Source organism: Cupriavidus sp. GW823-FHT07A04 (assembly GCF_058794615.1).
The window spans coordinates 242,522-253,620 of the sequence record NZ_JBXAHA010000007.1; the positions used below are offsets into that span (position 1 = coordinate 242,522).

10 protein-coding genes are annotated in these 11,099 nt (G+C 63.8%); 8 read left to right on the plus strand and 2 right to left on the minus strand.

Annotated elements, in window-relative coordinates:
* Positions 1-1,057: 1,057 nt before the first annotated feature.
* The 3 genes from AC1Q7Q_RS14480 (at position 1,058) to AC1Q7Q_RS14490 (ending at position 3,533) form a co-directional block, all read left to right on the plus strand.
* Positions 1,058-1,399, plus strand: coding sequence for a hypothetical protein (locus tag AC1Q7Q_RS14480; protein WP_492376326.1), 342 nt, complete (start codon positions 1,058-1,060; stop codon positions 1,397-1,399).
* Positions 1,400-1,775: 376 nt separating this feature from the next.
* Entirely contained in the window at positions 1,776-2,261 is a 486-nt protein-coding gene (locus AC1Q7Q_RS14485; RefSeq protein WP_492376327.1) for a hypothetical protein, read from the plus strand.
* A 333-nt stretch (positions 2,262-2,594) separates the two neighbouring features.
* Positions 2,595-3,533, plus strand: a complete 939-nt coding sequence (locus tag AC1Q7Q_RS14490) for a GSU2403 family nucleotidyltransferase fold protein (RefSeq protein WP_492376328.1) — start codon at positions 2,595-2,597, stop codon at positions 3,531-3,533.
* A gap of 209 nt (positions 3,534-3,742) precedes the next feature.
* Here AC1Q7Q_RS14490 and AC1Q7Q_RS14495 read toward each other — a convergent pair whose 3' ends face one another.
* Entirely contained in the window at positions 3,743-4,033 is a 291-nt protein-coding gene (locus AC1Q7Q_RS14495; protein ID WP_492376329.1) for a hypothetical protein, read from the minus strand.
* 473 nt (positions 4,034-4,506) lie between these two features.
* On the opposite strand from AC1Q7Q_RS14495, the gene AC1Q7Q_RS14500 reads away from it, so the two are divergent.
* The 3 genes from AC1Q7Q_RS14500 (at position 4,507) to AC1Q7Q_RS14510 (ending at position 7,589) form a co-directional block, all read left to right on the plus strand.
* Positions 4,507-5,847, plus strand: coding sequence for an SDR family oxidoreductase (locus AC1Q7Q_RS14500; RefSeq protein WP_492375813.1), 1,341 nt, complete (start codon positions 4,507-4,509; stop codon positions 5,845-5,847).
* On the plus strand, positions 5,844-6,344 hold the full coding sequence (locus AC1Q7Q_RS14505; RefSeq protein WP_492375812.1) for a DUF2269 family protein: 501 nt from the start codon (positions 5,844-5,846) through the stop codon (positions 6,342-6,344). The genes AC1Q7Q_RS14500 and AC1Q7Q_RS14505 overlap by 4 nt, the downstream gene beginning before the upstream one ends.
* Before the next feature lie 84 nt (positions 6,345-6,428).
* Entirely contained in the window at positions 6,429-7,589 is a 1,161-nt protein-coding gene (locus AC1Q7Q_RS14510; RefSeq protein ID WP_492375814.1) for a GGDEF domain-containing protein, read from the plus strand.
* A 30-nt stretch (positions 7,590-7,619) separates the two neighbouring features.
* On the opposite strand, the gene AC1Q7Q_RS14515 is transcribed toward AC1Q7Q_RS14510, so the two are convergent.
* Positions 7,620-8,081, minus strand: coding sequence for a CopD family protein (locus tag AC1Q7Q_RS14515; protein WP_492375811.1), 462 nt, complete (start codon positions 8,079-8,081; stop codon positions 7,620-7,622).
* 291 nt (positions 8,082-8,372) lie between these two features.
* On the opposite strand from AC1Q7Q_RS14515, the gene AC1Q7Q_RS14520 reads away from it, so the two are divergent.
* Both AC1Q7Q_RS14520 and AC1Q7Q_RS14525 read left to right on the plus strand, forming a co-directional pair.
* On the plus strand, positions 8,373-10,349 hold the full coding sequence (locus AC1Q7Q_RS14520) for a sensor domain-containing diguanylate cyclase (protein WP_492375810.1): 1,977 nt from the start codon (positions 8,373-8,375) through the stop codon (positions 10,347-10,349).
* Positions 10,350-10,432: 83 nt separating this feature from the next.
* A complete protein-coding gene (locus AC1Q7Q_RS14525; RefSeq protein WP_416050628.1) occupies positions 10,433-10,894 on the plus strand; it encodes a GNAT family N-acetyltransferase in 462 nt (153 codons plus the stop codon).
* Positions 10,895-11,099 lie beyond the last annotated feature (205 nt).

Below are 11,099 nucleotides of genomic sequence, written 5' to 3' on the forward strand. Positions count from 1 at the left end.
GGCGGTGGCTTCTTGATGCCTGCACGCTTTGCTCTTGCAGTGCATCACTGCGCGAAGACCGGCGAAGTGTATGGCTCTTGGGGGTAGATCTTCAAGGCGAAGCGGCCGTTTTTGCCGTGTTTTCTATCCCTACTGAAGAGTGGACCCGACAAAAGGAGGGATGCCCCTAAAAGGGGTAATGCAGAAGAATTTGGTTTGTGTTCATGATGGAGTTTGCTGGCTCTGTTTGTCTGTTTTCACCCGATTGGGCTACGCGATTTTGCGCGGTTTTTCCGGGGTTTTTTGCGGTTTTCCGCTATCGCGTGCGAGAGTGGCTTGTGGATGGAACGCGCGCTCTCATCGCCTGATTTCGCCGGTCATGTGTTGACCATGCGTGGATCGTTCTGGCCTTTCATTTCCCCACCAAGGTGGGGATCGAATAACTTCGGGGGGACTTCCCCGGCAATGCGAATTTGTGCTTGCTCGGAGATGGATAGAGGGCTTTTCAGCAAGATTCAAAACATCATGTTGTGATGTATTATTGCTGCGGCCTGTTGAGCATTGCCGATTGCCATGCCCTTAAAAATGGACCTCTGACTTTTGTGTGGGTACTGCATGCGGCTGCGTGTTGCCGGAAGCAAAGCGCTGGTTTGCTCCCCCCTCTCCCGCCCTGCGGAAGCGGGGAGCTACGGCAGCGCTGGAATTAGCCCGGCGATGCATCGACCCACACAAAAATCGGATGAACCTAAAAATCAGATGAACCCAAAAAAAAGGGTGTAGGCGCGGGGAGTGCCTACACCCTATCGGGAATTAGCAAGGGGTCACGCTTGCTGGTGCTGATTATTGGTGCACATGTCTATTACAGTTACCCCGCTAAGGTAGGTGCCACGCTTAGGTGGGGATAGGAATGTGCTGTCGCCGTCGATATGGCATTGGCGGCCGGGCGGGGCATGCCTTTGTCCAGACATTCTTACCCTGCGCCGGGGTGGGTCCTACCAAGGCAGGGTACCGACGCTGCGTTTGCCTAACGAGAATGGTTCGCTGTTGCACTGGTTGTCACCTTGAAGGGCAGAAGCAGATGCTGGATTCAATCGAAAAAAACCTGGCGGCCGATGCGGCGGTGTTTGCATCGGGCGAGGCGTGGATCGAGGCGCATCTGACGCCGTCGGGCTGGGTATATGGCAGCTACAAGGAGGAGGATGCGCACCCCGTCTTGATTCCGGCGCCTGGCGAGTCGGTGCTGACGGTGCGGCGGCACTATATAGTGAGTGGCGCGACCGCACCCCGGCGGCTTAGCGAGATCCGCACGACGCGCGCGGATTCTGCCCGGGAGATCATTCGCTTGCTGGAGGCCTACGGCGAGCCGCATTTCAATATCAAGACGCGCCAGGTGCCGAGAGTCCCCGGCGTAACGTTCTGACTGGCATTGTCTTGTTGCCTTGCCTCCCCGCCTGATCACGGCGCCTGCTGGCGCCGTGCATTCCCGGCCTTCGCTCGGACCTGAGCCCCGACCTTAAGCGACCTTAAGCGCCAGAACCTAGCCCGAAAGGATGACGGGCTAGGGCAAACGGTGAATTGACGGCCTATGCTCGGGCGCTACCATCGAATTAATCTGGCTCGATCTCTGGCTACGGCCTGTCCAGCTGGGCACTGCGCGGAAAGCGCCTCTGGCTGCATGCGTATACACTGCCGGTTCTCCGCGGGTGACAGGGTCCTGCGAGTGCCGCGCCGGGAGCGCGATTTTGCGGCGTAGTCTAGCCTGCGCGGCCGTAACAACGAGACAAGACAATAAAATCATGAAAGTTTCGACCACCAACGTCCTCAATATCCTGGAGCAGGGCGAAATCACTGCTGTCCGGGATCTGGCGCGCTACATCTCGCATCCTCGCGGATTTGTTCTGCTTCGCACTGCCTTTATCGCAATGGCCGCGGTGGCCGTGCTGTGCTTTGCGGCGAGTAGCTTCCATCTCGATGGTTTTGAGAACGTGGGGATTGGCGCGGCTGTGGTGGCCGCGCTGCTGCTGCTTGGGGAGCGCCGCTGGTTCGGTAACCGCGACGAGGTGGTGGTGCCGGCTGAGCTGCTTGCGGTGCTGCGCGGGCAGCTTCGCCAGGAGATGTTTGGCAAGCTGGAGGAGGTGGCGAGCCGCCTGACCCATGATGGCCCCGGGGATGGGGTGATCCGGGTTCGCACCTTGTGGCAGTTCCTGTCGGAATCCGTGGCCAGCGATACGCTCAAGCGCCGGGATGCGCGCCGGCCGGCCAAGGAATCTCAAGCGGGCTGAGTTCCGGCACGCACAGCCCGGGTGGCCTGGCATTCGTATATCCGCATTGAGCACGCGGCCTGGCAGCGGCGAGCCACGCAGGCAGTACGGCGAGGATTTCCGTAGGGTGGAGGTTCCTTATCCTTCCCAAGCCGCGACCTTCTCTGTCGACCGGGCCGAAGAATTCTTCCGCGGGAAAGCGCCGATCTGGCGTGCTGCATCGCCTCCGCCCCTTCCTCCTGATACGTCGCCAGAGTACCCGCGTGCGAGTGGATTCGCGCTACATGCGTCGCCTGAAGCACACCGTAAGTTTCAGTATAAACTGGGCATATTGCTGTTTTACACTGAAACCATATGGATCCCTGGATCGAGTTGGATGAAGATGCGTTGCGCCAGTACATCGACGCCAAGGCGGTGTTCGAAGCGTGGGAATCTGCGCGTTCCAAGGCTGCAGAGGTCCGCGGCGGCATGCTCTGGCGAACCACGAAGGGCCGCGAATACCTCATTCGGACCGGCGTGGACAACAAACAGAAAAGCCTCGGGGTACGCTCCGAAAAAACCGAGGACATGTACTCGCGGTTCATCACGCGTAAGGAAGCCGCTGAAGCCCGGCTGAAGACACTCACAGACGAGCTTGACCGACATCGGCGCCTGAACCGCGCGGTCCGCGTTGGCCGGGCGCCGGACATCCTCGTGGCCATCCTTCACGTGATGAATCGGCTCAATATCGCCGAGCATTTCATCGTCATCGGGACACACGCCCTGTATGCATATGAAGCCGCGGCCGGAGTTCGCCTGCAAGAACGCGCACTCGCAACTCGCGACATCGACCTACTTTGGGATACGCGCAAACGCCTCCAGTTCGCCAGCCGAATGAAGAATCTGGACCTCTCGATGCTGGATGTTCTACGCAAGGTAGATAGCACGTTCGAAATTCGGGATGATCAACTATTTACGGCCGTGAACGCAAAGGGCTTCGAGGTGGATATCCTGCGCCGCGAGGCCGCCGATCTTGACCCCCACCCGCTTCAACTGACCGACGATGAAGACGACCTCTGGGCAGTGCAGGCACGACGCGCAAATGTCCTGCTGGGATCGCCCCCATTCTCGGCGCCCATCGTTTCCGTGACCGGACGGATGGCTCGAATGACCACGATCAGCCCAAACGCGTTTGTCGACTTCAAGCGCTGGATGGCATCGACCGCGGAGCGCGATCCGCTCAAGGTTTCCCGCGATAGATTGCAGGCATCGATCGTCGAAGAACTCGCCGACCGCTTCCAACTCGGTGTTTAGCGAAGCGGCCCGTTCGCTCGACGGCCCCACCACGAAACCCATAGAAATTTCAACATTTATTGTTAACGGCTGGCATCGGCGAGCAGATTCTCGGCATCGTCGGTCTCATAGGGATAAGGCGGGGAGAAAATCCCCCGCCTGTGAACTCCCCCGAAGCTACTCCGAATATGCCTGGAACTGGACGGAAGCAGCGGACGACCAACCCGCCGCTACGCGTCGCCGCGCCCGTCCTCCCCATGCTCCGCCGCGAGTTCGCTCAGCACCAGTATTTCTTGCGCCAGTCCGGTCGCCAGTGAGAGCAGAGGGCCCTGGATGTCTGCGACCAGATCGCCGAATGTTCCGGCGGCGGCGCTGTCGCGGGTCATGAAGAGTAGCGCGTAGAGTTGTGCTGCTTTTTCGCCGGCGAGGCTCCGCGGGCTTTCGCATGGGGTATGGGCGGTCACGAACATGTCCGCGCCGGAATGTTCGGCAGTGACGCCGTAGCGGCTGTGCCTAAACATGGGCAGCCTCCGTCGCGGTGGCGTTCCGGTGTGCGTGGGCGAGTGGACTAAGGCGGGTCAAGCGTTGCCCGGAATGGGCGAGTGAAGATTGGGGCATGAGAGTGCCTCCTACGGTAGCGAATCGAACTCCGCTCCCCGCTGCTATTCGGGGTGGGCGGGCGCAAGGCCGGGTAGCAGACCGGAACGTAGGTGCCGGCGAGCCCGAAGGCTCCCCAACCCAGGCCCGCCCATAGGGGCGTGCGAAGGCACCGGACGTGAGAATCCCGCCTAGCGGCGGCCGTCCGTCTACGTACTTCGGGCTGCTATTCCCGATCGCTGTTGTTGCAGCGACCCGGAGAGTATACCCCGACCAGAACCCGGAGAGAAACGTCACGCTGGGTCACCCCAGCCCCCTGAGCGGCAGCGCTTGACTTCCCGCCTCTCGTTCTGTAATTTCTGTGTAGACAGAAATTACAGAACGAACAGGTGACGCGATGAAGATCTTGGTGACCGGGGCGAGCGGGCTGGTGGGATCGGCGCTGGTGGCCAGTTTGTTGGCCGAGGGGCATCACGTGGTGGCGCTGGCGCGCCGGCTCGATGCGCTGCCCCGTCATCCACGGCTTCACCGCGTTGCGGCGGACTTGTCCACCTGGACCACGCCGGCGCATTGGCTGGCGGCCTTGCGCGGCGCGGATGCTGTCGTCAACACGGTGGGCATCTTTCGGGAAACCGCGCTGCAGCATTTCCAGGCATTGCACGTGGATATGCCGCTTGCCCTGATGCGGGCCTGCGAGCGGGCTGGCGTGCGGCGCGTGGTCCAGCTATCCGCGCTGGGCGCGGCGGCGGATGGGGCTACCGCCTACTGGCGCAGCAAGGGCATGGCGGACGATGCCTTGCGCGCTAGCGCGCTGGACTGGGTGATCGTGCAGCCGTCGCTGGTGTATGCGCCGTCTGGCCGCAGTGCCACATTGTTCCGGCGCTGGGCGGCGTTGCCCTTGCTGCCGGTGCCGGCAGATGCCGGGCATGTGCAGCCGATCCATATCGACGACCTGGTTGCGCTGCTGCTGCGGGTAGTGCGCACTGACTGCGCGGGCCGGCGCACGGTGGCGGCGGTTGGGCCGGTCCGGCTGCGGTTTGGCGACTGGCTTGGCGCCCTCAGGGGCGGCATGGGGCTGCGCACAGCGCGGGTGCTGCGTGTGCCGGGCTGGATGGCCGGCCTTGGGGCGCAATGCCTGGCGAGGCTGCCGGGCAGCCTGGCCGATGGCGACAGCCTGGCCATGCTGCGCACCGACAACAGCGCCAGCCCGCGCGCCGCGGCCACCTTGGCCGCGCGGCGCTTGCGCGCGCCGGCCGCCTTTGCCACCGCTGCCGAGCGGCTGCCTGCCTTGCTGTTCTGGACCCTGCTGGCTGCCCGGCTGGCCATTGCCGCGGTCTGGCTGGCCACCGCCTTGATCTGTTTCGCGGACCCGGCCGCGGGCACGGCCTTGCTGCGCGAGGCGGGGCTGCCGCCGGCCTGGCGCGCGCCGCTGGTGTGGCTGGGCGCGGGGCTGGACCTGGCGCTCGGGGTGCTGGTGCTGTGGCGCCCCACCCGCGCGTTGTGGGCCATGCAAATGGCGCTGGTGCTTGGCTATACCGCGCTGATCACCTGGCTGGTGCCGGCGTGGTGGGCGCATCCCTTCGGGCCGGTGCTGAAGAACCTGCCGATGCTGGCGTGGTTCGCCCTCTTCCTGCAACTCGATGCCGATGCCCACGCCGGGATCGACACCAACATCGGCATCGACACCAACGTCGGCCGGCAAGCCACCGCATATGGATCAACCGAGGAGCAAGCATGACCTACCTGACCGTCAAGTGGCTGCATATCTTGTCCGCCACCTTCATGTTTGGCACGGGCTTTGGCACCGCCTTCTATCTGTTCTTCGTGAACCGCAGCAAGAACCTGCAGGCCATGGCGGTGGTGACCCGCTGGGTGGTGCGCGCCGACACCTGGATCACCGCGCCGGCCGTGGTCTTTCAGCCGCTGAGCGGGCTTTACATGATGCATGCAGCGGGGTATCCGCCTTCGGCGTCCTGGCTGTGGATCTCGCTGTCGCTCTATGCGCTGGCCGGGGCTTGCTGGCTGCCGGTGCTGTGGCTGCAATGGCGGATGCGCGATATGGCCGGGCAGGCTGCGCAGGCATGGCAGGCATCAGGCGGCGCAACCGATGCCGCCGATGCCGCCGGGCTTGCGCCGCGCTACTGGCTGTATGAGCGCATCTGGGTGGCGCTGGGGTTTCCGGCGTTCGGCGGCTTGCTGGTGGTGTACTGGCTGATGGTGAGCAAGCCGGCCTGACCCACCCGGAAGCGGGCGGGCAACCTTAGCCGGTCCGTCTTTGGTAGGATGGCCAATCGCCACGGATTGAGATGCGTGCTGACAATGCCCCAGATCGACCTGAGAACGACAGTCTTGCTGTCAGCGGTGATGTCGGCCCTGATGTCGGTCGTGCTGTTGTCGGCGTATTACAGTTTCCCGCGGTCGATCAAGGGAATTGGGCGTTGGGTCAGCGGCTCGCTGCTGCTGATCGTTGCGCCGTTGCTGTTCTGGTTGCGCGATATCGCCCCGGACTGGCTCTCCATCGTGGTGGCCAACTGCCTGGTGATGGCTGCCATGGCCCTGTGGATGCTCGCCGTGCAAGCGTTCTACGGGCGGCCGCAAACATGGCGGTCCGCCGCCGCGCTGACGGTGCTGGGCACGCTGCTGCTGGCCTGGTATGCGCTTGGGCAGCCGAACTATGTGGCCCGGGTGACCATCGTGACCTTTGTCGCCGGGATCTTCTACGTCGCGCAATGCGTGCTGATCGTGCGCTATGGCGAACGCCATTTCAGCACCTACTTCTTTGGCACCCTGATGATCGTCCAGGCGCTGGTGGTGGAGCTGCGTTTCGTCACCAGCCTGTTCGCCGGGATGACCAGGCAGTCCTTTTTTGCCCCCGGGGACGTCATCCAGATCATCTACCTGAGTTCCAACACCCTCATGGACCTGGCCTTGTCGGTCGCCTTCATGCTGGTGATCACGCGGCGCCTGCACGTGGAACTCGACATGCTCTCCAGGACCGACCCGCTGACGCTGCTGCTGAATCGGCGCGCCTTGAATGCGGCCGGCCAGGAGGCGCTGGAGCGCATGGCCGAGGACGGTGGCGAGATGGCGTTGCTGTTGATCGACCTTGACCACTTCAAGCGCGTCAACGACAGCATGGGGCATGCCGAGGGCGACCGGGTGCTGATGGAGTTCTCGTCCATGCTCAAGCGCGAGCTGCCGCCCGGCGCCTGCCCGGGGCGCTTCGGGGGCGAGGAATTCCTGGTGTTGCTGCCGCATACCGGCATGGCGGGCGCGCTGGCGCTGGCGGAGCGCCTGCGGGCTACGTCGTCCCGGTTTTTTGGCGAGCGCGTCACGCATCTCACCATCAGTATCGGCGTGGCCTGCGTGGAAAAATCGGAGACGCGCCTGGACGACGCCATCGGCCGCGCCGATCTTGCCCTGTACCGCGCCAAGAGCGCGGGCAGGAACCGGGTCGAGGCGGTGATGCAAGCGGCCTGAGGGGCCTGAGGGGAGACTACGGGGCGGCCATCAGGCGAGCAGCCGGCCGAGTGTGGCTACCGCGATGGTGAGTGCGCCAAGCGCCAGGTTCAGGCCGACGGCCTGCCGGATGCGGCCCAGCGCGGCGCCGGCGGCCTTCCAGTCCTGCGCATCGACGCCGCGCCGCAGCGCGCCGTAGGGGCCGAAGAACACATAGGCAAAGATCCCGATCATGATCAGGCCAAGGCCGAACATGATGTGCCAGTGGACAGGCGCGGCGGCAAACCCGAGCGCGCCGAGCATGGACAGGCCGCTGATGGCGATCAGCGCGACGGCGCCCCAGACCCAGGCCAGGAACCGTGCGAACACGGCACGCCACAAGCGCAGCCGCTGTGGCGGCTCCAGCAGGGTGGCCGCCGCCGGGCGCAGGCAAACATAGGCGAAAAACATCCCGCCCACCCAGAGCGTGACGCCAGCGATGTGCAGGAAGCGGAGGACGGGATCGAGGGTCATGGGTTTTTGGATTCTTCGGATTTTTCGGATGACGGGGATGGGCAGGCTCCAGCCGGCGAACCGCGGTGGGGACTGTTGGGGGAATGCCGCATTCTAGCCCCCGAACGCCACTTGTGCCGGCCAAAGCAACGAATAAGACACACATGCCAGAGCAATGGCGTCGGCATAAGCGGAGCGCTCCCCCGCTTCTGCTAACCTACCAACCGGGTCAGTCGCCCACGATGGAACATGGGCAGCCAGGACGGATAGGCCAGTGGTCAGGCTGGTCCGCAAACCAAGAATAAGATACTCATGCGGCACTCTTTAAAGTATCGGGTCGCCTTAGCCACGGCGCTCGTGGTGACATTCATCATCCTGGCGCGCGCGCTGTTTACCCAGTACTACGCGTTCCAGACCCTGGCTGCGCTGCGCCAGGCCCAGCAGGAAACGCTGGTCAAGCTGGTTGCCGAACAACTCGACGAGAAATTCGAGACCCGGGCGATCGCCCTGCGCCGCCTGGGGCGCCAGCTGGCGCCCATGCTCGGGCAGCCGCCCGCCGACCTGCGGCGCTTTGCGTCGCAGGCCGTGTCCATGCCGCAGTTTTTCAATGCGGTGTTCCTGGCCTTGCCTGACGGCGACATGGTGTTCAGTACCGCCGTACCCATCGGGCAACGCATCCACCTGTCGGACCGCGACTACTTCCGCGCAATCCTCAACGGTTCCGAGTTTGCCGTGTCGGACCTGCTGCGGGGCCGGATGAGCGATTCGCCCGGCGTGGTGCTTGCCGTGCCCTTGCGCGGCCCGGACGGGAAGCTGCTGGCCGTGGTTGGCGGCGTGTTGAATTTCTCCGAGAGCAACTTCCTTGGCCAGCTGGCGCACAGCCGGGTTGGCCTGACCGGCGGCTATTGCCTGGTTTCCTCCGGCACGAATCCGCGCTACGCCATGCACTCCGATCCTTCGAAGGTGATGACGCCGGCCAAGGCGCATGGCGAAACCTGCGGCGTTGGCGCGCCGCCCTCCGGGTGGGAGATCCTCAACCCGACACAGCCCGTGGTGGCGCGTTACCTGCTTGAGTCCAATGGCTGGGAGGTGGTGTCGGTCCTCCCCGCCGACGAAGCGTACGCCCCGCTGTTCGCGGCCCGCCACAAGACGTTCATGATCGCCGGCATGTCGCTGTTGCTGGCCGCGCTGCTGATGTGGCTGGTGATACGCCGCATGCTGGCGCCGCTGGAGCTGCTGCATCGGGTGGTCAGCCAGGTGCCCAAGAATCCTGCCGCACTGGCTGCGCTGCCAACCGGGCGCAATGACGAGATTGGTGAGCTGGCGACCACCTTTGGCGCGGTCATGCACCAGCTCTCCGAGCGGGAAGCCGCGCTGAGCGCCGCCAAGGATCGCGCCGCCGAGAGCGAGAAGCGCATCGAGGCCATTGCCAACCATGTGCCCGACTTTGTCTCGTTCATCGACATGAGCGAGCGCTATGTCTTTGTCAACGAGGCCTACGCGCAGCGGTTCAACCTGCCGGTGCAGCAGATTGTCGGGCTGACGATGCGCGAGCTTTGGGGCACCTCCGTCTACGTGGCATCGAAGCCTTACCTGGAACAGGCCTACCTGGGCGCGTCGGTCACCTTCAGCCTGGAAGGCAAGGATGATGCCGAGTGCATGGAGGTTACCTACCAGCCCGCCTGGAATGACGGCAAGGACACGGTCCAGGGCTTGTACATGTTCGCGCGCAACGTAACCAGCGAGCGCCAGAAGATGCGCAGCCTGGAAGCGCAGACGCTCACGGACCACCTCACGGGCCTGCTTAACCGCAAGGGGTTCGACCGGCGCATGGCCGATGCCATGGCCCGGGCTGGCGCGAACCACGCCAGCGCCGCCCTGTTGCTGGTGGACGTCGACGATTTCAAGACCATCAACGATACGTTTGGGCACGCCGTTGGCGACCAGCTGCTGGCTTCCTTCGCCGAGCGCCTCTCCGCCTGCGTGCGCACTGGCGACGCCGTGGCCCGGATCGGCGGCGACGAGTTCGGCATCGTGCTGGACGACGCACTCAACATCGCAACGCTGGAGCGCATCGCCCAGGCCATCGTGCACGCAGCCCGGCGAGCGCATTTCATCGAAGGCCATACCATCGTGGCGACGGCCAGCGTGGGCATGGCCATCCATTACCCGGACGACGGCCAGACCGCGAACGAACTCTTCATGCGTGCGGACATGGCGCTCTACGAAGCCAAGCGCAGCGGCAAGGCGCGCTACACGCCGCCGCCTGCCTCGAGCAACCGAGCCTAGCGTCAATACGCGTCAATGCGCGACAATACAACAACGCAACAACGCAACAACACAGCAGCACACTCCCCCCTGAGGATGACCCCGTGACCGACCCGATCCTGATCCGCCCCGCCGAGCCAAGCGATTTTGAAGCGTGGAAAGTGCTATGGGATGGCTACAACGCCTTCTATGGACGCAAGGCAGAGACCGCGCTGCCGATCGAAATCACCCGCATGACGTGGTCGCGCTTCTTCGACGCTTACGAGCCCATGCACGCGCTGGTGGCGGAGCGCTCCGGCGAATTGCTGGGCCTGGTGCATTACCTGTTTCATCGCAGCACCATCCAGATCGGCCCGAGCTGCTACCTGCAGGATCTCTTTACATCCGAGGCGGCACGCGGCACGGGCGTTGGCCGCGCGTTGATCGAGGCGGTCTACCAGCGCGCCGAAGCCGCCGGCGCCAAGCGGGTCTACTGGCAAACGCACGAGACCAACACGACAGCGATGAAGCTCTACGACAAGGTCGCGGAGAACTCGGGGTTCGTGGTTTATCGCAAGCCGGTTTAGCGCCTGGATGCATCGGACCTCAGCGATGGGGTGATGCATCGCTGAGCTAAATCCAGCGCTGCCGTAGCTGCGCTCTCCTACGCGGCGCAAGTGCTGTTGTGGGAGAGGGCAGGCCTGCGCAAGAGCGGGACGTATCACCTTGGGCAAGCGCCCGCCCTCTCCCCCGCCCCTCTCCCATTTCATGGGAGAGGGGAGCAAACCACGT

Coding starts and splice junctions, on each gene's coding strand:
- AC1Q7Q_RS14510 (WP_492375814.1), top strand. CDS start 6,429: ATGCCCCAGATCGACCTGAGAACGACAGTCTTGCTGTCAGCGGTGATG.
- AC1Q7Q_RS14495 (WP_492376329.1), bottom strand. CDS start 4,033: ATGTTTAGGCACAGCCGCTACGGCGTCACTGCCGAACATTCCGGCGCG.
- AC1Q7Q_RS14505 (WP_492375812.1), top strand. CDS start 5,844: ATGACCTACCTGACCGTCAAGTGGCTGCATATCTTGTCCGCCACCTTC.
- AC1Q7Q_RS14480 (WP_492376326.1), top strand. CDS start 1,058: ATGCTGGATTCAATCGAAAAAAACCTGGCGGCCGATGCGGCGGTGTTT.
- AC1Q7Q_RS14490 (WP_492376328.1), top strand. CDS start 2,595: ATGGATCCCTGGATCGAGTTGGATGAAGATGCGTTGCGCCAGTACATC.
- AC1Q7Q_RS14500 (WP_492375813.1), top strand. CDS start 4,507: ATGAAGATCTTGGTGACCGGGGCGAGCGGGCTGGTGGGATCGGCGCTG.
- AC1Q7Q_RS14520 (WP_492375810.1), top strand. CDS start 8,373: ATGCGGCACTCTTTAAAGTATCGGGTCGCCTTAGCCACGGCGCTCGTG.
- AC1Q7Q_RS14485 (WP_492376327.1), top strand. CDS start 1,776: ATGAAAGTTTCGACCACCAACGTCCTCAATATCCTGGAGCAGGGCGAA.
- AC1Q7Q_RS14515 (WP_492375811.1), bottom strand. CDS start 8,081: ATGACCCTCGATCCCGTCCTCCGCTTCCTGCACATCGCTGGCGTCACG.